General features: G+C 44.0%; 33 protein-coding genes. 32 read left to right on the top strand and 1 reads right to left on the bottom strand.

Annotation, left to right across the window (positions count from 1 at the left end):
* From rplW to Q3C19_RS09955, 29 genes are all read left to right on the top strand, one after another.
* Positions 1–294 carry a 50S ribosomal protein L23 gene (gene rplW / locus Q3C19_RS10095; RefSeq protein WP_022161693.1) on the top strand — a complete coding sequence of 98 codons (294 nt, stop codon included), beginning with the start codon at positions 1–3 and terminating at the stop codon, positions 292–294.
* A gap of 5 nt (positions 295–299) precedes the next feature.
* On the top strand, positions 300–1,124 hold the full coding sequence (gene rplB, locus Q3C19_RS10090) for a 50S ribosomal protein L2 (RefSeq protein ID WP_071148639.1): 825 nt from the start codon (positions 300–302) through the stop codon (positions 1,122–1,124).
* 20 nt (positions 1,125–1,144) lie between these two features.
* Positions 1,145–1,414 (top strand): 30S ribosomal protein S19, encoded by a 270-nt coding sequence (gene rpsS, locus Q3C19_RS10085; RefSeq protein WP_022161551.1) that lies wholly within the window; start codon positions 1,145–1,147, stop codon positions 1,412–1,414.
* A gap of 37 nt (positions 1,415–1,451) precedes the next feature.
* Positions 1,452–1,862: a 50S ribosomal protein L22 gene (gene rplV / locus Q3C19_RS10080; protein ID WP_022161552.1), complete on the top strand. Its 411-nt coding sequence runs from the start codon at positions 1,452–1,454 to the stop codon at positions 1,860–1,862.
* Between the two features lie 5 nt (positions 1,863–1,867).
* Entirely contained in the window at positions 1,868–2,599 is a 732-nt protein-coding gene (gene rpsC / locus Q3C19_RS10075) for a 30S ribosomal protein S3 (RefSeq protein WP_005656540.1), read from the top strand.
* A 21-nt stretch (positions 2,600–2,620) separates the two neighbouring features.
* Entirely contained in the window at positions 2,621–3,055 is a 435-nt protein-coding gene (rplP, locus tag Q3C19_RS10070; RefSeq protein WP_022161553.1) for a 50S ribosomal protein L16, read from the top strand.
* Between the two features lie 5 nt (positions 3,056–3,060).
* Positions 3,061–3,258 (top strand): 50S ribosomal protein L29, encoded by a 198-nt coding sequence (gene rpmC, locus Q3C19_RS10065; protein ID WP_022161554.1) that lies wholly within the window; start codon positions 3,061–3,063, stop codon positions 3,256–3,258.
* Positions 3,255–3,524, top strand: coding sequence for a 30S ribosomal protein S17 (gene rpsQ / locus Q3C19_RS10060; protein ID WP_113740847.1), 270 nt, complete (start codon positions 3,255–3,257; stop codon positions 3,522–3,524). The genes rpmC and rpsQ overlap by 4 nt, the downstream gene beginning before the upstream one ends.
* A gap of 2 nt (positions 3,525–3,526) precedes the next feature.
* Positions 3,527–3,892, top strand: coding sequence for a 50S ribosomal protein L14 (rplN, locus tag Q3C19_RS10055; RefSeq protein ID WP_022161556.1), 366 nt, complete (start codon positions 3,527–3,529; stop codon positions 3,890–3,892).
* Positions 3,893–3,912: 20 nt separating this feature from the next.
* Entirely contained in the window at positions 3,913–4,245 is a 333-nt protein-coding gene (gene rplX, locus Q3C19_RS10050) for a 50S ribosomal protein L24 (RefSeq protein ID WP_022161557.1), read from the top strand.
* Positions 4,245–4,802 carry a 50S ribosomal protein L5 gene (rplE, locus tag Q3C19_RS10045; RefSeq protein WP_022161558.1) on the top strand — a complete coding sequence of 186 codons (558 nt, stop codon included), beginning with the start codon at positions 4,245–4,247 and terminating at the stop codon, positions 4,800–4,802. The genes rplX and rplE overlap by 1 nt, the downstream gene beginning before the upstream one ends.
* A 6-nt stretch (positions 4,803–4,808) precedes the next feature.
* Complete coding sequence (gene rpsN / locus Q3C19_RS10040; protein WP_022161559.1) at positions 4,809–5,108, top strand: 30S ribosomal protein S14; 300 nt, start codon at positions 4,809–4,811, stop codon at positions 5,106–5,108.
* Positions 5,109–5,164: 56 nt separating this feature from the next.
* Positions 5,165–5,560, top strand: a complete 396-nt coding sequence (rpsH, locus tag Q3C19_RS10035) for a 30S ribosomal protein S8 (protein WP_022161560.1) — start codon at positions 5,165–5,167, stop codon at positions 5,558–5,560.
* A gap of 16 nt (positions 5,561–5,576) precedes the next feature.
* Complete coding sequence (gene rplF, locus Q3C19_RS10030; protein WP_022161561.1) at positions 5,577–6,146, top strand: 50S ribosomal protein L6; 570 nt, start codon at positions 5,577–5,579, stop codon at positions 6,144–6,146.
* 22 nt (positions 6,147–6,168) lie between these two features.
* Positions 6,169–6,513, top strand: a complete 345-nt coding sequence (gene rplR / locus Q3C19_RS10025; RefSeq protein ID WP_022161562.1) for a 50S ribosomal protein L18 — start codon at positions 6,169–6,171, stop codon at positions 6,511–6,513.
* Positions 6,514–6,518: 5 nt separating this feature from the next.
* The gene (gene rpsE, locus Q3C19_RS10020) at positions 6,519–7,037 is read left to right on the top strand and encodes a 30S ribosomal protein S5 (protein WP_302729060.1); all 519 of its coding nucleotides are present in this window, start codon (positions 6,519–6,521) and stop codon (positions 7,035–7,037) included.
* Positions 7,038–7,048: 11 nt separating this feature from the next.
* On the top strand, positions 7,049–7,225 hold the full coding sequence (gene rpmD / locus Q3C19_RS10015; protein WP_004291222.1) for a 50S ribosomal protein L30: 177 nt from the start codon (positions 7,049–7,051) through the stop codon (positions 7,223–7,225).
* Positions 7,226–7,256: 31 nt separating this feature from the next.
* Positions 7,257–7,703, top strand: a complete 447-nt coding sequence (gene rplO / locus Q3C19_RS10010; RefSeq protein ID WP_022161564.1) for a 50S ribosomal protein L15 — start codon at positions 7,257–7,259, stop codon at positions 7,701–7,703.
* A gap of 4 nt (positions 7,704–7,707) precedes the next feature.
* The gene (secY, locus tag Q3C19_RS10005) at positions 7,708–9,051 is read left to right on the top strand and encodes a preprotein translocase subunit SecY (RefSeq protein ID WP_302729057.1); all 1,344 of its coding nucleotides are present in this window, start codon (positions 7,708–7,710) and stop codon (positions 9,049–9,051) included.
* Between the two features lie 14 nt (positions 9,052–9,065).
* A complete protein-coding gene (gene map / locus Q3C19_RS10000) occupies positions 9,066–9,863 on the top strand; it encodes a type I methionyl aminopeptidase (RefSeq protein ID WP_022161566.1) in 798 nt (265 codons plus the stop codon).
* A 9-nt stretch (positions 9,864–9,872) separates the two neighbouring features.
* Positions 9,873–10,091 carry a translation initiation factor IF-1 gene (gene infA, locus Q3C19_RS09995; protein WP_002558052.1) on the top strand — a complete coding sequence of 73 codons (219 nt, stop codon included), beginning with the start codon at positions 9,873–9,875 and terminating at the stop codon, positions 10,089–10,091.
* 9 nt (positions 10,092–10,100) lie between these two features.
* Positions 10,101–10,217: a type B 50S ribosomal protein L36 gene (ykgO, locus tag Q3C19_RS09990; RefSeq protein ID WP_002558051.1), complete on the top strand. Its 117-nt coding sequence runs from the start codon at positions 10,101–10,103 to the stop codon at positions 10,215–10,217.
* Positions 10,218–10,251: 34 nt separating this feature from the next.
* Positions 10,252–10,632, top strand: coding sequence for a 30S ribosomal protein S13 (gene rpsM / locus Q3C19_RS09985; RefSeq protein ID WP_022161567.1), 381 nt, complete (start codon positions 10,252–10,254; stop codon positions 10,630–10,632).
* 11 nt (positions 10,633–10,643) lie between these two features.
* Positions 10,644–11,033, top strand: a complete 390-nt coding sequence (gene rpsK, locus Q3C19_RS09980; RefSeq protein ID WP_007567382.1) for a 30S ribosomal protein S11 — start codon at positions 10,644–10,646, stop codon at positions 11,031–11,033.
* 113 nt (positions 11,034–11,146) lie between these two features.
* Positions 11,147–11,752: a 30S ribosomal protein S4 gene (rpsD, locus tag Q3C19_RS09975; RefSeq protein WP_022161568.1), complete on the top strand. Its 606-nt coding sequence runs from the start codon at positions 11,147–11,149 to the stop codon at positions 11,750–11,752.
* Between the two features lie 11 nt (positions 11,753–11,763).
* Positions 11,764–12,756, top strand: coding sequence for a DNA-directed RNA polymerase subunit alpha (locus tag Q3C19_RS09970; RefSeq protein ID WP_071148642.1), 993 nt, complete (start codon positions 11,764–11,766; stop codon positions 12,754–12,756).
* Positions 12,757–12,759: 3 nt separating this feature from the next.
* Complete coding sequence (rplQ, locus tag Q3C19_RS09965; protein ID WP_302729048.1) at positions 12,760–13,278, top strand: 50S ribosomal protein L17; 519 nt, start codon at positions 12,760–12,762, stop codon at positions 13,276–13,278.
* Positions 13,279–13,416: 138 nt separating this feature from the next.
* Positions 13,417–13,830: a hypothetical protein gene (locus Q3C19_RS09960; RefSeq protein WP_302729046.1), complete on the top strand. Its 414-nt coding sequence runs from the start codon at positions 13,417–13,419 to the stop codon at positions 13,828–13,830.
* Between the two features lie 230 nt (positions 13,831–14,060).
* Complete coding sequence (locus Q3C19_RS09955; RefSeq protein WP_277121107.1) at positions 14,061–14,588, top strand: hypothetical protein; 528 nt, start codon at positions 14,061–14,063, stop codon at positions 14,586–14,588.
* A gap of 98 nt (positions 14,589–14,686) precedes the next feature.
* Here the strand turns inward: Q3C19_RS09955 and Q3C19_RS09950 are convergent, their stop codons facing one another.
* Entirely contained in the window at positions 14,687–16,498 is a 1,812-nt protein-coding gene (locus Q3C19_RS09950) for a MutS family DNA mismatch repair protein (protein WP_302729044.1), read from the bottom strand.
* A gap of 293 nt (positions 16,499–16,791) precedes the next feature.
* Between Q3C19_RS09950 and Q3C19_RS09945 the strand changes: the two genes are divergently transcribed.
* The 3 genes from Q3C19_RS09945 to Q3C19_RS09935 all read left to right on the top strand — a co-directional run bounded on the left by Q3C19_RS09945 (position 16,792) and on the right by Q3C19_RS09935 (position 18,957).
* On the top strand, positions 16,792–17,742 hold the full coding sequence (locus Q3C19_RS09945) for a sialate O-acetylesterase (RefSeq protein ID WP_302729042.1): 951 nt from the start codon (positions 16,792–16,794) through the stop codon (positions 17,740–17,742).
* A 112-nt stretch (positions 17,743–17,854) separates the two neighbouring features.
* Positions 17,855–18,508 (top strand): DUF6563 family protein, encoded by a 654-nt coding sequence (locus Q3C19_RS09940; RefSeq protein WP_277121110.1) that lies wholly within the window; start codon positions 17,855–17,857, stop codon positions 18,506–18,508.
* Positions 18,505–18,957 (top strand): DUF6078 family protein, encoded by a 453-nt coding sequence (locus tag Q3C19_RS09935; RefSeq protein WP_287642315.1) that lies wholly within the window; start codon positions 18,505–18,507, stop codon positions 18,955–18,957. Before Q3C19_RS09940 ends, Q3C19_RS09935 begins: the two co-directional genes overlap by 4 nt.
* Positions 18,958–19,008: the final 51 nt, after the last annotated feature.

Raw genomic sequence — 19,008 nt, 5'->3', positions numbered from 1 at the left:
ATGGGAATTATTATTAAACCGTTAGTGACAGAAAAAATGACTGCAATTACTGATAAGGCGAACAATCGTTTCGGCTTTGTCGTGCGTCCTGAAGCTAATAAACTGGAAATTAAGAAAGAAATTGAGGCCCTTTATAACGTTACAGTAGTTGATGTAAACACAATGCGCTATGACGGTAAGAACAAGAGCCGTTACACACGTGCAGGTATCATCAATGGTCGTAAGAGCGCTTTTAAGAAAGCCATCGTTACGTTGAAAGAAGGAGATACTATTGATTTTTATAGCAATATTTAATAGAAATGGCAGTACGTAAATTTAAGCCCACAACACCGGGGCAAAGACATAAAATTATTGGTACTTTCGAAGAAATTACTGCACGAGTACCAGAAAAGTCTCTTGTATTTGGTAAGAAATCTTCAGGTGGTCGTAACAACGAAGGTAAGATGACTATGCGCTACATCGGCGGTGGTCATAAGAAGGTAATTCGTATCATTGACTTCAAGAGAAATAAAGACGGTGTACCTGCAGTGGTTAAAACAATTGAATACGATCCGAACCGTTCGGCTCGTATCGCTCTGTTGTTTTATGCAGATGGTGAAAAAAGATATATTATTGCTCCCAATGGATTGCAAGTTGGCGCGACTTTAATGTCAGGTGCGGATGCGGCTCCGGAGATCGGAAACGCACTCCCTCTTCAAAATATCCCGGTAGGTACTGTAATTCACAATATCGAATTACGCCCCGGACAAGGTGCTGCTTTGGTTCGTTCGGCTGGTAATTTTGCTCAGTTGACTTCAAGAGAAGGTAAGTACTGCGTTATCAAGTTGCCTTCAGGCGAGGTTCGTCAGATCCTTTGCACTTGTAAGGCTACAGTAGGTAGCGTTGGTAATTCAGATCACGGACTGGAAAGTTCTGGTAAGGCAGGACGCTCTCGTTGGTTAGGACGTCGTCCGCATAACCGTGGTGTTGTTATGAACCCGGTTGATCACCCGATGGGTGGTGGTGAAGGACGTGCTTCAGGAGGACATCCGAGATCTCGTAAGGGATTGTATGCTAAGGGTCTTAAGACAAGAGCTCCGAAGAAACAATCATCTAAGTATATTATTGAGAGAAGAAAGAAGTAATCTGATTAATTGAGAAAATTATGAGTCGTTCATTAAAAAAAGGTCCGTATATTAACGTTAAACTTGAGAAGAAAGTGCTTGCCATGAATGAATCTGGCAAGAAGGCTGTAGTTAAGACTTGGGCCAGAGCTTCAATGATTTCGCCTGATTTCGTAGGCCATACTGTTGCAGTTCACAATGGAAATAAATTCATTCCTGTTTACGTTACCGAAAATATGGTAGGACACAAGTTGGGCGAATTTGCTCCAACTCGTACATTCAGAGGACACGCTGGTAACAAGAAAAAATAAAGACAGGATTTATCTGAAATAATAAAGTAATAATATAATGGGAGCAAGAAAAAAAATATCGGCTGATAAAAGAAAAGAAGCCCTTAAATCCATGTATTTTGCGAAATTGCAAAATGTTCCTACTTCCCCGCGTAAGATGCGTCTCGTGGCAGACATGATTCGCGGTATGGAAGTGAACAGAGCGCTTGGCGTCTTGAAGTTCTCTTCTAAAGAGGCTGCTGCGAGAGTGGAGAAGCTGCTGCGTTCTGCAATTGCTAACTGGGAGCAGAAAAACGAACGTAAGGCTGAAAGTGGCGAATTGTTCGTAACAAAGATTTATGTTGATGGTGGTGCTACGCTGAAAAGAATGCGTCCGGCTCCGCAGGGGAGAGGTTACAGAATTCGCAAGCGTTCAAATCACGTAACATTGTTCGTTGGTTCTAAAAGTAATAACGAAGATCAAAATTAAGGTAAATGGGACAAAAAGTTAATCCAATAAGCAACCGTTTAGGAATTATCAGAGGCTGGGATTCCAATTGGTATGGTGGAAAGAATTACGGCGATTCTTTGTTGGAAGATAGCAAAATTCGCAAATATCTGAACGCTCGTCTTGCTAAAGCCAGCGTTTCAAGAATTGTAATCGAACGTACACTGAAACTCGTGACTATTACCGTTTGTACTGCACGTCCGGGTATCATTATCGGTAAGGGTGGCCAGGAAGTTGATAAGTTGAAAGAGGAATTGAAGAAGGTTACCGATAAGGACATCCAGATTAATATCTTCGAAGTTAAGAGACCTGAACTCGACGCCGTTATCGTGGCTAATAACATCGCCCGTCAGGTTGAAGGTAAGATTGCCTACCGTCGTGCCATCAAGATGGCTATCGCTAATACAATGCGTATGGGTGCGGAAGGTATTAAAATTCAGATTTCAGGACGTTTGAATGGCGCTGAAATGGCACGTTCTGAAATGTATAAGGAAGGAAGAACTCCGTTGCACACTTTCAGAGCAGACATCGACTACTGTCATGCAGAAGCATTGACGAAGGTTGGTCTTCTCGGTATTAAAGTTTGGATTTGTAGAGGTGAAGTTTATGGTAAGAGAGAATTGGCTCCGAACTTTACACAAAGCAAGGAAAGTGGTCGTGGAAGCAATAGCGGAAACAATGGCGGAAAGAACTTCAAAAGAAAGAAAAATAATCGCTAACGAATTTGATTTTTAGGAATTATGTTACAACCGAAAAAAACAAAATTCAGAAGACAACAAAAAGGCCGTCAAAAAGGCAATGCCCAAAGAGGTAACCAGCTGGCTTTCGGGTCATTTGGTATCAAAGCTTTGGAGACGAAATGGATTACAGGCCGTCAGATTGAAGCTGCACGTATTGCAGTAACGAGATATATGCAACGTCAAGGACAAATTTGGATTCGCATTTTCCCCGATAAACCTATTACGAGAAAGCCTGCTGACGTACGTATGGGTAAAGGTAAAGGTAATCCCGAAGGATTCGTAGCTCCTGTAACACCGGGTAGAATTATCATCGAAGCCGAGGGTGTTTCTTATGAGATCGCTAAAGAAGCTTTGCGCTTGGCAGCACAGAAGCTTCCTATCACTACTAAGTTCGTGGTAAGACGTGATTACGATGTTCAAAATCAAAATGCGTAAGGAGTATGAAAATAGCAGAAATTAGAGAAATGTCTACCAGTGACTTGGTAGAAAGAGTTGAAGCAGAAGTAGCAAAGTATGATCAAATGGTTTTGAATCATTCTATTTCTCCTTTGGATAATCCTGCTCAGATCAAACAGTTACGCAGAACAATCGCGCGTATGAAGACTGAGTTACGTCAAAGAGAACTTAACAATAAATGATGAGTTTGATGGAAGCAAGAAATTTAAGAAAAGAAAGAACTGGGGTTGTGCTTAGCAACAAGATGGACAAGACTATCACAGTTGCTGCCAAATTTAAGGAAAAACACCCCATTTATGGTAAGTTCGTTAGCAAGACTAAGAAGTACCATGCTCATGATGAGAAGAATGAGTGTAATGTAGGTGATACTGTACGTATCATGGAAACTCGTCCTTTGAGCAAGACCAAGAGATGGAGATTAGTAGAAATTGTAGAAAAAGCTAAGTAATTATGATACAAGCAGAATCCAGACTTACAGTATGTGACAACAGTGGGGCAAAAGAAGCCCTCTGTATTCGCGTTTTGGGCGGTACAGGTCGTCGCTATGCTTCTGTAGGGGATGTTATTGTTGTTTCTATCAAGAGCGTCATCCCTTCGAGTGATATTAAAAAAGGTGCAGTGTCTAAGGCTTTGATCGTACGTACTAAGAAAGAAATCCGTCGTCCGGATGGATCTTATATACGTTTTGATGACAACGCTTGTGTGTTGTTGAACAATGCAGGCGAAATCAGAGGTAGTCGTATTTTCGGTCCGGTAGCTCGTGAACTCCGTGCTACTAACATGAAAGTGGTGTCACTCGCTCCTGAAGTACTTTAATTTTGTAAAAGATTTAGGTAATGAGTAAGTTACATATAAAGAAAGGCGATACAGTTTACGTAAACGCTGGTGAAGATAAGGGTAAGACTGGTCGCGTGTTGAAGGTTCTTGTTGAGAAAAAACGTGCGATCGTTGAAGGTATCAACATGGTGTCGAAGAGCACAAAGCCGAGCGCTAAGAACCCCCAGGGTGGTATTGTGAAGCAGGAAGCTTCTATCCACATTTCAAACTTGAATCCGGTTGATCCGAAGACTGGTAAACCAACTCGTGTTGGTAGAAAAGTTAGTACTAATGCCAATGGCAAGAAGACTTTAGTGCGTTATTCTAAAAAATCAGGAGAGGAGATTAAGTAATGAGTAATACTGCTAGCCTTAAGAAAGAATATGCAGAGCGTATCGCTCCTGCATTGAAATCACAGTTCCAGTATTCTTCTTCTATGCAGATACCCGTACTTAAGAAGATTGTGATCAATCAAGGTCTGGGTATGGCTGTTGCCGACAAGAAGATTATTGAAGTGGCAATTAACGAAATGACTGCTATTACTGGCCAGAAAGCCGTAGCAACCGTTTCTCGTAAAGATATTGCAAACTTTAAGTTGCGTAAGAAAATGCCTATTGGCGTAATGGTGACTCTGCGTCGTGAGAGAATGTACGAATTCCTTGAGAAATTGGTTCGTGTCGCTCTTCCCCGTATCCGTGACTTCAAAGGTATTGAAAGTAAGTTCGATGGTAAGGGTAACTATACCCTTGGTATTCAGGAGCAAATCATTTTCCCTGAAATAAATATCGATAGTATTACAAGAATTCTCGGTATGAATATTACCTTTGTAACCTCTGCGAAGACAGATGAAGAAGGTTATGCTTTGTTGAAGGAATTCGGTTTACCGTTTAAGAACGCTAAAAAAGATTGATAAGTTATGGCAAAAGAATCAATGAAGGCACGTGAAGTAAGACGTGCAAAATTAGTAGCCAGATATGCCGAGAAAAGAGCTGCCCTGAAGAAAATCGTTAGAACGGGTGACCCTGTAGAGGCTTATGAGGCTGCACAAAAGCTTCAGGAATTGCCTAAGAATGCTAACCCCATTCGTCTGCACAATCGTTGCAAGCTGACTGGTCGTCCTAAAGGATATATCCGTCAGTTCGGCATTTCCAGAATCCAGTTCCGTGAGATGGCCTCAAACGGTCTTATCCCGGGTGTAAAGAAAGCAAGCTGGTAATTATTATTTTTTAAATATTGTCAGGGTAGTCCTGATTAATTTAATTTATTTTTTATATGACTGATCCAATAGCAGATTATTTGACGAGGTTGCGGAACGCTATTCAAGCGAAGCACAGAGTTGTGGAAGTTCCGGCTTCAAATTTGAAAAAAGAAATCACTAAGATTCTTTTTGAGAAAGGCTACATTCTTAATTACAAGTTTGTAGAAGATGGTCCTCAAGGTACAATCAAGGTAGCCTTGAAGTATGATCCGGTTAACAAGGTAAACGCTATCAAGAAACTGGAAAGAATTTCTTCTCCAGGTATGCGTAAATATACTGGTTACAAGGATATGCCGCGTGTTATTAATGGTTTGGGTATTGCTATAATATCTACTTCCAAAGGTGTAATGACCAACAAAGAAGCCGCTGAACTGAAGATCGGTGGTGAGGTTTTGTGTTATGTATATTAATGAGGAGGAATAAGCAATGTCAAGAATAGGAAAATTACCCATTAGCATTCCTGCCGGAGTAACAGTTACTTTGAAGGATGATGTAGTAACCGTAAAGGGACCTAAAGGCGAAATGAGCCAATACGTAAATCCTGCTATCAATGTTGCCATCGAAGACGGTCATGTAGTTTTGACAGAGAACGAGAACGCAATGTTGGATAATCCGAAGCAAAAACATGCGTTCCACGGTTTGTATCGTGCATTGGTTCACAACATGGTTGTTGGTGTATCTGAAGGATATAAGAAAGAGTTGGAACTTGTCGGTGTAGGTTACCGTGCTTCTAACCAAGGAAATATCATTGAACTGGCTTTGGGATATACTCACAGTATCTTTATACAGTTGCCGCCTGAAGTGAAGGTAGAGACTAAGTCTGAAAGAAATAAGAATCCGTTGATTATTCTGGAATCTTGTGATAAGCAATTGCTTGGTCAAGTTTGCTCTAAAATACGTTCTTTCCGTAAGCCTGAACCCTACAAAGGTAAAGGTATTAAGTTTGTTGGCGAAGAAATTCGTAGAAAGTCTGGTAAATCGGCCGGCGCTAAATAATCATTTAAATTGATAGAATATTATGACAACAAAAATAGAAAGACGAATTAAAATCAAATATAGAGTACGCAATAAAGTTTCAGGTACTCCTGAGTGTCCGCGTATGAGTGTATTTAGAAGCAACAAGCAAATCTATGTTCAGGTTATCGATGATTTGTCAGGTAGAACACTGGCTGCCGCTTCTTCTTTGGGTATGACTGAAAAGATGCCTAAGAAGGAACAAGCTGCTAAGGTAGGCGAGCTGATCGCTAAGAAAGCACAGGAAGCTGGAATTACTACTGTTGTTTTCGACCGTAATGGTTACTTATATCATGGGAGAGTAAAAGAAGTGGCTGATGCTGCACGTAACGGTGGACTTAAATTTTAATCATTATGGCAGGACTTAATAATAGAGTTAAGATTTCAAACGATATAGAACTGAAAGATAGATTAGTTGCTATTAATCGTGTGACCAAGGTGACAAAAGGTGGTAGAACTTTCAGCTTCTCTGCCATTGTGGTAGTAGGTAATGAAGAAGGTATCATCGGTTGGGGACTTGGTAAGGCAAGTGAAGTAACAGCTGCTATAGCAAAAGGTGTAGAATCTGCAAAGAAGAACTTGACAAGAGTACCTGTATTGAAGGGAACTGTTCCTCACGAACAGTCGGCTAAGTTTGGTGGTGCTGAAGTATTCATCAAGCCTGCTTCTCACGGTACGGGTGTGGTTGCCGGTGGTGCAATGCGTGCTGTACTCGAAAGTGTAGGTGTGACGGACGTTTTGGCTAAATCAAAAGGTTCTTCTAACCCTCATAACTTGGTGAAGGCTACAATTCTGGCATTAAGCGAAATGCGTGATGCTCGTATGGTAGCTCAGAACAGAGGTATCAGTATTGAAAAAGTTTTTAGAGGATAAGGAGGAAAATTATGTCGACTATAAAGATTAAACAAGTAAAAAGTAGAATTGGTGCTCCTGCTGACCAGAAGAGAACTCTCGATGCACTGGGACTTCATAAGTTGAATCGTGTGGTTGAACACGAATGCACTCCTTCAATTCTTGGAATGGTGGATAAGGTTAAACACTTGGTTACCATTGTTAAGTAATTATTTGTTGAATAATAAAACGAATTACAATATGAACTTAAGTAATTTAAAACCTGCAGAGGGATCTACTAAATCAAGAAAGAGAATTGGACGTGGTCCGGGTTCTGGTTTGGGAGGCACTTCTACAAGAGGTCATAAGGGAGCTAAATCAAGATCTGGATATTCTAAGAAGATCGGTTTCGAAGGTGGTCAGATGCCTCTTCAACGCCGTGTTCCGAAGTTTGGCTTTAAAAATATCAATCGCGTAGAGTATAAGGCTATTAACTTGGATACAATCCAGAAACTGGCTGAAGCTAAGAATTTGCAGACTGTAGGTATCAACGATTTTGTTGATGCTGGTTTCATCTCTTCAAACCAGTTGGTAAAAGTGTTAGGTAACGGAACTTTGACTGCTAAGTTGGATGTACAGGCACATGCATTCTCTAAGACTGCTGCTGCTGCCATCGAAGCTGCTGGTGGACAAGTGGTAAAACTCTAATTCAATGAGAAAAGCTATTGAAACATTAAAGAATATATGGAAAATTGAGGATCTGAGACAACGGATCCTCATTACCATATTGTTTGTGGCAATCTACCGTTTTGGTTCATATGTTGTATTGCCAGGTGTTAACCCGTCAATGTTGACTCAGTTGCACGAGCAAACAAGCGAGGGCCTTTTGGCTTTGTTAAATATGTTTTCCGGAGGAGCATTTTCCAATGCATCTATTTTTGCTTTGGGTATTATGCCGTATATCTCTGCCTCCATCGTTATTCAGTTGCTGGGAATCGCTGTTCCGTATTTCCAGAAATTGCAGCGTGAAGGTGAAAGCGGTAGAAGGAAAATGAATCAGTATACTCGTTATCTGACCATTGTGATTCTTTTGTTCCAGGCTCCTTCTTATTTGATGAATCTTAAAATGCAGGCTGGACCTTCTTTAAGTGCTTCATTAGATTGGACTCTGTTTATCGTTTATTCTACCATCATTTTAGCTGCTGGTAGTATGTTTATTTTGTGGCTTGGTGAGAGAATTACTGATAAAGGTATCGGTAATGGTATTTCATTGATCATTATGGTGGGTATTATTGCACGCTTGCCGCAATCTCTGTTCCAGGAACTGGTATCTCGTATGACTGATAAGACTGGTGGTTTGGTTATGTTCTTGATCGAACTTGTTGTTTTGTTAGTCGTTATCGCTTTTGCAATCCTGCTTGTTCAGGGTACGAGAAAGATTCCTGTACAGTATGCAAAGAGAATTGTCGGTAACAAGCAATACGGTGGCGCAAGACAGTATATTCCTTTGAAAGTGAATGCTGCCAATGTGATGCCTATTATCTTTGCTCAGGCAATCATGTTTATCCCCATTACCTTTATTGGTTTCTCAAATGTAAATAATGCAAGCGGTTTCGTTCATGCATTAACTGATCATACAAGCTTCTGGTACAATTTGATTTTTGCAGTGTTGATTATATTATTTACTTATTTCTATACTGCAATAACCATTAATCCGACTCAGATGGCCGAGGATATGAAGCGTAACAATGGCTTTATTCCTGGTATTAAGCCGGGCAAGCAAACAGCAGAGTATATTGATGTGATTATGTCACGCATTACTTTGCCAGGTTCTTTCTTCCTTGCCTTGGTTGCCATTATGCCTGCTTTTGCTGGTGTATTTGGAGTAAAAGCCGAATTTGCTCAGTTCTTTGGCGGTACATCTTTGTTAATTCTTGTAGGTGTGGTTCTTGATACACTGCAGCAAGTTGAAAGTCATCTGTTGATGAGACATTATGACGGTTTGCTGAAATCTGGTCGTATCAAAGGCCGTAGTGGTAATGTAGCTGCATATTAATCTTTTTTGAGGAAATGATATTTCTTAAAACTGAAGATGAAATAGAGCTGCTCCGTGAGAGTAATTTGCTTGTAGGAAAAACGCTTGGTGAATTAGCCAAGATTATTAAGCCTGGAGTCACTACAAAGGAGCTGGATAAGGTTGCGGAAGAATTCATTAGAGATAATGGTGCTATTCCCACTTTTAAGGGTTTCCCCAATCAATATGGCGATCCGTTTCCAGCTTCGATTTGTACCTCTGTGAATGAGCAGGTGGTACATGGCATACCAAGTGATGTAGTACTGAAAGACGGCGATATAGTTTCGGTCGATTGTGGTACTTACATGAATGGATTTTGTGGTGATTCTGCTTATACGTTCTGTGTAGGTGAAGTTGATGAGGAAGTACGCAAATTGCTTAAAGTAACAAAAGAGGCATTATACATAGGAATTCAAAATGCTGTTCAGGGTAAACGCCTGGGTGATATCGGATATGCCATCCAACAGCATTGCGAATCCAATTCTTATGGTGTGGTGCGTGAGTTTGTAGGTCATGGTATCGGTAAAGAGATGCACGAGGATCCGCAAGTGCCTAATTACGGCAGACGTGGTTACGGTACGATGTTGAAACGAGGATTGTGCATTGCTATTGAGCCGATGATTACCTTGGGAAGCCGTCAAATTGTGATGGAGCGGGATGGCTGGACAGTAAGAACGAAAGATCGTAAATGTGCTGCTCATTTCGAGCATACAATTGCAATAGGGTCTGGTGAAGCTGATATCTTGTCATCGTTCAAGTTCATTGAAGAAGTATTAGGAGATAAAGCAATTTAAGAAATTAATATGGCAAAGCAATCTGCAATAGAACAAGATGGAGTTATAGTTGAAGCATTGTCTAATGCAATGTTTCGCGTTGAATTAGAAAACGGACATGAGATTACTGCTCATATCTCAGGTAAGATGCGGATGCATTATATCAAAATCTTGCCAGGAGATAAAGTAAGAGTTGAAATGTCTCCTTACGATTTATCGAAAGGAAGAATTGTATTTAGATATAAATAAAATTAAGATATGAAAGTAAGAGCATCCTTAAAGAAACGTACGCCAGAGTGTAAGATCGTTAGACGTAATGGCCGTTTGTATGTTATTAACAAGAAAAATCCTAAGTATAAACAACGTCAAGGATAATATTATTATTTTTGCAAAAAAAATAATTTAGTATATGGCTATAAGAATAGTTGGTGTCGATTTGCCTCAAAACAAGAGAGGTGAAATTGCGTTGACCTATATTTACGGAATAGGTCGTAGTAGTTCAGCAAAAATTTTGGATAAAGCAGGTGTTGACAGAGACCTGAAAGTAAAAGACTGGACGGATGATCAGGCTGCCAAGATTCGTGAGATCATTGGCGCAGAGTACAAAGTAGAAGGTGATCTTCGCTCTGAGGTTCAATTGAATATTAAACGTTTGATGGATATCGGTTGCTACCGTGGTGTACGTCACCGTATCGGTCTGCCTGTTAGAGGCCAGAGCACAAAGAACAATGCTCGTACTCGTAAGGGTAGAAAGAAAACCGTTGCTAATAAGAAAAAAGCTACTAAATAATAATTGTTGATATGGCAAAAAAAACAGTTGCAGCAAAAAAGAGAAATGTAAAGGTAGATGCTAATGGACAATTGCACGTTCATTCATCTTTCAACAACATTATTGTTTCTCTGGCAAATAGCGAAGGTCAGATCATTTCTTGGTCTTCTGCCGGAAAAATGGGATTTAGAGGTTCTAAGAAGAACACTCCTTATGCAGCACAGATGGCTGCACAAGATTGTGCTAAGGTTGCCTATGATCTTGGTTTGAGAAAGGTTAAGGCATATGTGAAGGGTCCAGGTAACGGACGTGAGTCTGCTATTAGAACTGTACACGGTGCAGGTATTGAAGTTACTGAGATTATCGACGTAACTCCGCTTCCTCACAATGGTTGTCGTCCTCCGAAAAGACGTAGAGTTTAAGATTTACCTTTATTTAAATGACACTTGATTTTGTTATTGGATTGTATAATTCTTCTCTGCAATCGCGGCTGCAACAAATTAAGTTCATGACTAACAATTAAAAATTAAAAGAAATGGCTAGATATACTGGACCAAAATCAAGAATAGCCCGTAAATTCGGTGAAGGTATCTTTGGAGCAGATAAAGTTTTGTCTAAGAAGAATTATCCTCCCGGACAACACGGTAATTCAAGAAAGAGAAAAACTTCTGAATATGGTGTGCAACTTCGTGAAAAGCAGAAAGCTAAATACACCTATGGAGTTTTGGAAAAACAATTCCGTAACCTGTTCGAGAAGGCAGCTACGGCAAAAGGTATTACTGGTGAGGTATTGCTTCAATTGCTCGAAGGTCGTCTCGACAATGTTGTATACCGTTTAGGAATTGCTCCTACTCGTGCAGCTGCCCGTCAGCTGGTTAGTCACAAGCATATCACAGTGGATGGTGAAGTTGTAAACATCCCTTCATATGCAGTGAAACCCGGTCAGATTGTTGGAGTACGTGAGAAATCTAAGTCATTGGAAGTTATCGCTAACTCATTGGCTGGTTTCAATCACAGCAAGTATCCTTGGTTGGAGTGGGATGAAACTCTGAAGGTTGGTAAACTGTTGCATGTTCCTGAAAGAGCAGACATTCCTGAAAACATTAAAGAGCATTTGATCGTAGAGTTGTATTCTAAATAATAATTAATTTCATGGCGATATTAGCATTTCAAAAACCTGATAAAGTATTAATGTTGGAAGCGGACTCTAAATTCGGAAAATTCGAATTTCGTCCGTTGGAGCCCGGTTTCGGTATTACCGTGGGTAATGCCCTGCGCCGCATCCTGCTTTCTTCCTTGGAGGGTTTTGCTATCACCACCATCAAGATTGAAGGTGTTGAGCATGAATTCTCCAGTGTACCGGGAGTTAAGGAGGATGTTACTAACATTATCTTGAATCTGAAACAAGTGAGATTCAAGCAAGTAGTTGAAGAATTCGAAAGTGAGAAAGTAAGTATTACCATTGAGAATTCTACTGAATTTAAAGCAGGTGACATAGGTAAGTATTTGACTGGATTTGAAGTGTTAAATCCTGAATTAGTTATTTGTCATTTAGATTCAAAGGCAACTATGCAGATAGACATTACGATTAACAAAGGTCGCGGTTATGTACCTGCTGATGAAAACCGCGAATATTGCACCGATGTGAACGTAATTCCTATCGACTCTATTTATACTCCGATACGTAATGTCAAGTATCAGATCGAGCCTTTCCGTGTTGAACAGAAGACTGACTACGATAAGCTGGTACTTGAAATTACTACCGACGGTTCCATTCACCCGAAGGAAGCTCTGAAGGAAGCAGCCAAAATACTGATTTATCACTTTATGCTCTTCTCTGACGAAAAGATCACTTTGGAAACAAGTGATTCTGACAGCAACGAAGAGTTTGATGAAGAAGTATTGCACATGCGTCAGTTGCTGAAGACCAAACTCGTGGATATGGATCTTTCTGTTCGTGCCCTCAACTGCTTGAAGGCTGCGGATGTAGAAACATTAGGCGACTTGGTTCAGTTCAACAAGACGGATCTGCTGAAGTTCAGAAACTTCGGAAAGAAATCGCTTACCGAGCTTGATGATTTGCTGGAAAGTCTGAATCTGTCGTTTGGAACTGATATTTCTAAATATAAATTAGATAAAGAATAAACAATGAGACATAATAAGAAATTCAATCATTTGGGTCGTACTGCTTCTCACAGAAACGCTATGTTGGCCAATATGGCGTGTTCTTTGATCAAGCACAAAAGAATCACTACGACCGTTGCAAAGGCTAAAGCTCTGAAGAAGTTTGTTGAGCCTTTGATTACGAAGTCAAAGAACGATACGACAAACTCTCGTCGTGTAGTATTTAGCAATTTGCAGGACAAGTATGCTGTAACTGAACTGTTTAAAGAAATCTCTGTGAAGATTGCAGACCGTCCGGGTGGCTATACTCGTATCATCAAGACTGGTAACCGTTTGGGTGATAATGCAGAAATGTGCTTCATTGAACTCGTTGACTACAACGAAAACATGGCTAAGGACAAAGTTGCCAAGAAGGCTACTCGTACTCGCCGTTCTAAGAAGAGCTCTGCTGCCGCTACTGAGGCTGCACCTGCTGCTGAAGCTCCTGTTGCTGAGGAAGCTAAAGCAGAAGAAGCTAAAGCAGAAGAAGCTAAGGCTGAATAATATCAACTATTCTTTTATATGGAAAAGTCGCCCCGTGATTGGGGCGACTTTTTTTATTTCTATATTTTTGTGTACAAACATTAAAAGATTTCCCTGGAACTCTGTACTTGTAAATTATTGGTTATATTTGTAGGTGATATGGCTAAGTTCGTAAAAATCATTGGTATTTTGATTCTTGTACTGGCTCTGGGACAGCGCATGGACGAAGCATTGGGGGGTGATTCACTCCAATCGGTTTCTCGTGTGCTGACGGAACAGATGACTTCGTTGCAGGAAGAAGGGGAATGTTTTACCATGCCTCAATGGCCATGTCTACCCGATGCCGAACTGGCCGGTGCTAACAGCTGTTCGCAGCTTGTAACTTTTTCACGCATGCAGCGTTCGGCTGTGATGGAATATCTTTGTTTTTTGAAGGAAAGGGTAGGCGAGATAGCCCATTACGAGGCTGTTCGTAGTCAGTGTCAAGGGACGTTTTATGATGCCTTGCCCTGCCGCATCTGTAGTCCGGTGTGCGATTATTATATCTTTGCACTGCGGCGTATTCTCATTTAGTGTTTTTAGAGAATCCTGTTTCTTATCCCCTTTTATTTGTGCAGGCTTTCTGTAGCCTTCGATGGGGTTTCCTTTTAAGCAATATTAGGCTTTATTTTTTTCCCAATAGGGGAGATATTTTTTCCTAACTGGGAAAAAAATGCCCGATTCTTGCATGTCGGTCTCTTGGTGCTTCTGGCCGTAGGCTGACCTATTTACTTAATTTATTTCATTCTTTAAAAACAAATATTATGGCGACTCAAACTTCTAACACAACTATTTTCACATTAACTCATCCTGACATTGTAAAGCGTACCAGTGTGGCTTCTTTGCTCTATTCGGGGGTAATGGTACTCTTGGGAATCTTTTTGTTTGTTGCTGTTTTCGGCATGACTGACAATACTTCTACGGCTAGTATGGCCCTTATGGTATGTGGTACGGTGCTGATATTGGGAGGAATTTTTCGTATCTTCTGGAAGTCGAAGCAGCTTATTTATCTGCCTACCGGCAGTGTGGCTACCGAACGTAGCCTGTTTTTCGATTTGAAATATCTGAATCGTCTGACAGATATGCTCGATAACTTATCGGCCGAGGTGGCTGGCGTGAAGAGCGGTGCCAGCGGTAATGTGCGTATGGACGTGATGATTACCAAAGACAGTAAGTTTGTGGCTGTTCAGCTGTTCCAGTTTGTTCCGTATACGTATACTCCTGTAACCAAAGTGAAGTATTTCACCGGAACGGAGGCAGCTGCACTTTCTACTTTTATATCTAAAATGTAAATAAGATACCTGCGACAGGTTTAGACTTGACTTTAAGCTTTGTAGGGGATTGGCTGTTATCCGGCCGATCCCTTTTTTTATATTCCTGCCGCTTGTGCCTATTCCGTCATGGCTATTCCCATCTTCTTCATCAGGAAGCAGGCATTCATGTTCTGTGCTACGCCGGGACGGAGCCGGTACGAGAAGGACAGTTCATTGTCCTTGATGTCGGCTTCGAAGCAGAAGTTGCGGATGTCGTCGGGGTAGGCATCGGCCAGCGTACCCAGCAGCAGGTCGTGTGTGGCGATGATGCCGTTGGCCTGCAACGTCATGAACTGGCGGATGAGGGCGAGCGAACCTTTCTGCTTGTCCATCGAGTTGGTACCTTTCAGTATTTCGTCGAGGATGATGAAGAGTTCTTCGCCTGCCTGTAGTTTGTCGATGATGAGTTTCAGTCGTTTCAGTTCGGCGAAGAAATAGGATTCATTGTCGTTGAGCGAGTCGCTGGTACGCAGGCTGGTGACGAGTCGGGCAGGGTAGAGTTGCAGTTCGCGGGCAAAGACCGGAGCACCGATACAGGCCAGCAGGTAGTTAATTCCGATGGTGCGCAGGTAGGTGCTCTTACCCGCCATGTTGGCTCCGGTGATGATGATGAAGAAAGGTCGCTTGGCGATGTCGATGTCGTTGCGCACGCAGCGGTCGCGGTGCATCAGCGGATGACCCAGTGCGGTGCCGCGGAAGCAGAAAGGCTTGTCGGTGAAGGTGGGGTAGACGTAGCCGGGGTGGTTGTAGGCGAAGGTGCCCAGCGAGCAAAGGGCATCCATCTCTCCGATAGCGTTGAGCCAGCGGGGCAGTTCGGCGGCATGCTGTTCTTTCCAGGCTTCGATGCGCATGATTTGTCGCAGTTCCCAGAAGAAGCAACCATTGAGCACGGCGTACATGAACATGTTGTTTCGCTGGTCCAGCTCGTTCATCAGTTTGCTGAGCTGTCGGATGGACTGTGAGGCTTTCCGCTGTTCGCCACCAATTTCCTCTTTGATACTCTTCAGCAACGGGGCTTGTACGTCTTGCTTGTCCATCAGCTTCAGCAGGTTGGCATAGGTGCCGAGTATCTGGAGCTTCTTGCCGTAGACTGACTGTATCTTGGTGACTTTCCCCGTAAAGGCGAAACTACCTACGACGAATGCCATCCAGACGACTCCCCACACGGTGCCCGACAGCAGTCCGAAGACTACGGCCAGCAGGCACAGGGCATTGACACCCGTTACCAGTGCGGGCAGCAGGCGCAGCACTCGTCTTTTCCGGAAGATGCTGGGGCTTTCGGCCCAGGCACGCAGTTCGTTTTCGTCGGCTTTCTTTCCTTTGTAGAGCAGACCCAGTATGCGGAAGCGTTGTCTGAACACGGGTTCGGCAGCCAGTTCGCGTACGGCTTCCTGACGACGGACAATTTCTTCGCGGTTCTCCAGATGCTTGTTCAGCCAGGAGGCGAGCCGGGCTTTGCCGGGTTGCGTGCAGGTGCGGTTGATGTACTGAAACAGCGAACGCTGCCCGAAGACATCGAGGTCGAACGTATACAGGTGGGCGGGGTCGGTGTATTCATCGCCGCCGTCGAAGGCCGAGGTGTCATAGTCCAGCGCGGCCAGTTCCTGCCGGTTCACTTCCACTTTCTTTTCCAAGTAGTCTTTGCGGGCAAACAGGCGGTTGTGCCGCTTTATCAGCAGCAGGAAAGGGAGCATGGTGACAACTGCAATGGCGCAAAGCACGCTCCAGCTCTCGTCCCAAAAGTAAATCAGTCCGGCCACGCAGGCCACGAACAGTACGACGCGTAGCGTCCCGATGCGGTAAATGCGTTGTTGCACACGGTTGAGTTCCTGTTGCGCCTCTTCTACCTGACTGCGGTAGCGGGCTGCTATCTGTTGAATGTTGTCCATGGGTTTGCTATGTTTTTTTGTGAGGGCAAAGATATGGAAAGGTGAGGGGGCTACAAAGCAAAAGGTTGTTTTTAAGCGGCCATCCCCCCGACTTACAAGTTGTCCCCCCAAAAGGAATGGAGCTTTTTAATATATTTTAAGCCGGATGTTACCTCATCGAAAGTATTTGTAACATGTTTCTTTGTCTGCCTGAGGGCATGGGGCTATTTTTGTGCGTTTGCTTCAATGGGCTGTTGCCAGTTGGGGTAGAGGAGAGAGTAGAAGCATATACCTTAGAACGTAACATTAATAGTATGAAAAGACTTGCTTTTTATTTTTTGGCGGCAATGCTGGCGTGGGCCTTGCCCGGTTGTAGTAATGAACCCGAGTTGGACGGAAATACACCGCCGGTTGTTCCCGACGGACCCGAAGATTCTGAAGAGACCGATGAACCGGAGACTGGTGCCGATCCCAACTTCCACATTTATTTGTGTTTCGGACAATCGAATATGGAGGGGTACGCCCGTCCCGATTACACGGCTATCGAGCCGCAGGACTTGGAAGGAGTGGACGAGCGTTTCCGCATGATGGCTGTCGTGGCGGGCAACTGGAACCGCGTGCCGGGGCAGTGGTATACGGCTGTGCCGCCGTTGTGCCGTGCCGAAACTGGCTTGACGCCTGCCGATTATTTCGGCCGCACGCTGGTGGCAGACAACCCGGATATCAGGGTTGGAGTGATTGTGGTGGCTTTGGGCGGAGCAGGCATCGACGCTTTCGACAAGGACCATTATACCGACTACTATCAGAATGCTGATGCCTGGCAGCAGGGGCTGATGAATGCTTACGGTGGCTGGCCTTACGGCAAGTTGGTCGAGATGGCGCGGCTGGCACAGCAGGAAGGTGTCATTAAAGGCATCTTGCTGCATCAGGGTGAATCGAACAACATGCAGCAGGACTGGCCGGGCAAGGTGAAGAAGATATATGGTGATCTGTTGGCCGACTTAGGGCTGGAGGCTGCCGAGGTGCCCATACTGATTGGCGAGATGCTGCGTCAGGAGGAAGGCGGGCTTTGCTGGGGGATGAACAGCATTATTGCCACTGTGTCCGATGTGATACCTACTGCCCATGTGGTTTCTTCGGAAGGCTGTACGGGGGTAGGCAGTGCCGTAGAGCCTGCCGATGTGTTCCACTTCTCGCCCGAAGGATACCGGAAGTTGGGACGCAATTATGCCGAGACTTTGTTGAAACTGCAGCGGGGAGAGTGATTGCAGGAGTCTTCTGGGAATGGCTGATACAATCTTTTTGTCTCATTCTTGCAGGTTTTTCCAAAATAGACTACCTTTAACACGGAAAAATCGTTAAATAAAGACAGCCGATATGAAGAAAAGGGTCGTATTATGGACTTTGTTGCTGAGCATCTTGGGGGGCGTTTTGCCCTGCACGGCGCAGCAAATCATGTATGCCAACCTGAAAGAACTGCGTGAGGAGCAGGGCGACACGGTGACAACCCTGCAAGTGGAGCGGCGTTCGAAGAATCAGATTTATCTGATGGGCGGTGCCGACTACCGCATTACGGCTCCCGAGAACTCGGGCATGAGCCGTTACCTGCGCAAGCGCTGCTATGCCGTGCGCGTGGACACGGCACTTTACGTCAATTGCCGCAAGATGCGTTACAAACGCTACCGTTTCGGCCAGTGGTATGCGCCCGCCATGTGGGTGGGAGGAAAGATTTATTTCTCTGCACAACCCGTAGGCCAGGCGGCCACCAGTACGCTGATGCCTGCCGATGCTGCCAAGCTGGGAGGCGAGGTGGGCGACGCCATTGCCGCTTCGGGACTTGTGCACGACCGTGTGTACTACGAGCTCGACCCCGAGACGGGCCGTTCCGAATTTGTCGGCAAGGAGAAGATGTTGCAATTGCTGTCCGCCTTTCCCGAACTGCGAGCCCGCTTCGAGGGCGAAACAAGCGAGTCGGCCGAAGTAGTCGGTCGGTACCTGAAGATGATACAAACCAAAAACGAACCTTTATGATACAGCTACAAGACGTGCCCCGTGCCTATACCTATTGCTTTGCAGGACGGGACAAATGCCCCAAGTGTGCCACTTGCCTGCGCGCCATTGCCGCCCGTCTGCTTGAACAGAGCGAAGACCCGCAACCCCAGACGCTGCATACGGTCAATGCCTGTTACGTTGACCGCTTGCCCGACCTTTCCGCCTGTCCCCTTTACCGTCCCGACACACCGGTACGCTTTGCCCGGGGAATGATGCATCTGTTCGACGAAGTTCCTGTGAAGCAGGCCGCCGAGCTGCGCGCCCGCATAGTGGGTTGTTTCTCGTGCGAACGCTATTTCTACCTCAGCCGTAACGGCAAGCGTCTCATTACTCCCGAAGAACAACGCCGGATAACAGCTGTCTTCCGTGACATGGGACTGGCTGCGGCACCCCGTTTCGACGGTTACGAGCAAGCCTTAGTCTGGTAATTCTCCTTCATCATACGGATGGTTGTGTCCTGCCCGGCAGGACTGTACACC

It is taken from the genome of Bacteroides sp. ET489, assembly GCF_030518095.1.
Lineage (GTDB): Bacteria > Bacteroidota > Bacteroidia > Bacteroidales > Bacteroidaceae > Bacteroides > Bacteroides ndongoniae.
The sequence above is the reverse complement of the archived record's forward strand: the minus strand, read 5'-3'. Positions and strand labels throughout refer to the sequence as shown.

Coding starts and splice junctions, on each gene's coding strand:
- rplN (WP_022161556.1), top strand. CDS start 3,527: ATGATACAAGCAGAATCCAGACTTACAGTATGTGACAACAGTGGGGCA.
- rpmD (WP_004291222.1), top strand. CDS start 7,049: ATGTCGACTATAAAGATTAAACAAGTAAAAAGTAGAATTGGTGCTCCT.
- rpsE (WP_302729060.1), top strand. CDS start 6,519: ATGGCAGGACTTAATAATAGAGTTAAGATTTCAAACGATATAGAACTG.
- Q3C19_RS09950 (WP_302729044.1), bottom strand. CDS start 16,498: ATGGACAACATTCAACAGATAGCAGCCCGCTACCGCAGTCAGGTAGAA.
- rpsD (WP_022161568.1), top strand. CDS start 11,147: ATGGCTAGATATACTGGACCAAAATCAAGAATAGCCCGTAAATTCGGT.
- rplB (WP_071148639.1), top strand. CDS start 300: ATGGCAGTACGTAAATTTAAGCCCACAACACCGGGGCAAAGACATAAA.
- Q3C19_RS09955 (WP_277121107.1), top strand. CDS start 14,061: ATGGCGACTCAAACTTCTAACACAACTATTTTCACATTAACTCATCCT.
- map (WP_022161566.1), top strand. CDS start 9,066: ATGATATTTCTTAAAACTGAAGATGAAATAGAGCTGCTCCGTGAGAGT.
- rpsQ (WP_113740847.1), top strand. CDS start 3,255: ATGATGAGTTTGATGGAAGCAAGAAATTTAAGAAAAGAAAGAACTGGG.
- Q3C19_RS09960 (WP_302729046.1), top strand. CDS start 13,417: ATGGCTAAGTTCGTAAAAATCATTGGTATTTTGATTCTTGTACTGGCT.
- rplW (WP_022161693.1), top strand. CDS start 1: ATGGGAATTATTATTAAACCGTTAGTGACAGAAAAAATGACTGCAATT.
- rpsM (WP_022161567.1), top strand. CDS start 10,252: ATGGCTATAAGAATAGTTGGTGTCGATTTGCCTCAAAACAAGAGAGGT.
- Q3C19_RS09970 (WP_071148642.1), top strand. CDS start 11,764: ATGGCGATATTAGCATTTCAAAAACCTGATAAAGTATTAATGTTGGAA.
- rplE (WP_022161558.1), top strand. CDS start 4,245: ATGAGTAATACTGCTAGCCTTAAGAAAGAATATGCAGAGCGTATCGCT.
- Q3C19_RS09945 (WP_302729042.1), top strand. CDS start 16,792: ATGAAAAGACTTGCTTTTTATTTTTTGGCGGCAATGCTGGCGTGGGCC.
- rpsS (WP_022161551.1), top strand. CDS start 1,145: ATGAGTCGTTCATTAAAAAAAGGTCCGTATATTAACGTTAAACTTGAG.
- rplP (WP_022161553.1), top strand. CDS start 2,621: ATGTTACAACCGAAAAAAACAAAATTCAGAAGACAACAAAAAGGCCGT.
- rplR (WP_022161562.1), top strand. CDS start 6,169: ATGACAACAAAAATAGAAAGACGAATTAAAATCAAATATAGAGTACGC.
- rplO (WP_022161564.1), top strand. CDS start 7,257: ATGAACTTAAGTAATTTAAAACCTGCAGAGGGATCTACTAAATCAAGA.
- rplF (WP_022161561.1), top strand. CDS start 5,577: ATGTCAAGAATAGGAAAATTACCCATTAGCATTCCTGCCGGAGTAACA.
- ykgO (WP_002558051.1), top strand. CDS start 10,101: ATGAAAGTAAGAGCATCCTTAAAGAAACGTACGCCAGAGTGTAAGATC.
- Q3C19_RS09935 (WP_287642315.1), top strand. CDS start 18,505: ATGATACAGCTACAAGACGTGCCCCGTGCCTATACCTATTGCTTTGCA.
- rpmC (WP_022161554.1), top strand. CDS start 3,061: ATGAAAATAGCAGAAATTAGAGAAATGTCTACCAGTGACTTGGTAGAA.
- Q3C19_RS09940 (WP_277121110.1), top strand. CDS start 17,855: ATGAAGAAAAGGGTCGTATTATGGACTTTGTTGCTGAGCATCTTGGGG.
- rpsK (WP_007567382.1), top strand. CDS start 10,644: ATGGCAAAAAAAACAGTTGCAGCAAAAAAGAGAAATGTAAAGGTAGAT.
- rpsC (WP_005656540.1), top strand. CDS start 1,868: ATGGGACAAAAAGTTAATCCAATAAGCAACCGTTTAGGAATTATCAGA.
- rpsH (WP_022161560.1), top strand. CDS start 5,165: ATGACTGATCCAATAGCAGATTATTTGACGAGGTTGCGGAACGCTATT.
- infA (WP_002558052.1), top strand. CDS start 9,873: ATGGCAAAGCAATCTGCAATAGAACAAGATGGAGTTATAGTTGAAGCA.
- secY (WP_302729057.1), top strand. CDS start 7,708: ATGAGAAAAGCTATTGAAACATTAAAGAATATATGGAAAATTGAGGAT.
- rpsN (WP_022161559.1), top strand. CDS start 4,809: ATGGCAAAAGAATCAATGAAGGCACGTGAAGTAAGACGTGCAAAATTA.
- rplQ (WP_302729048.1), top strand. CDS start 12,760: ATGAGACATAATAAGAAATTCAATCATTTGGGTCGTACTGCTTCTCAC.
- rplV (WP_022161552.1), top strand. CDS start 1,452: ATGGGAGCAAGAAAAAAAATATCGGCTGATAAAAGAAAAGAAGCCCTT.
- rplX (WP_022161557.1), top strand. CDS start 3,913: ATGAGTAAGTTACATATAAAGAAAGGCGATACAGTTTACGTAAACGCT.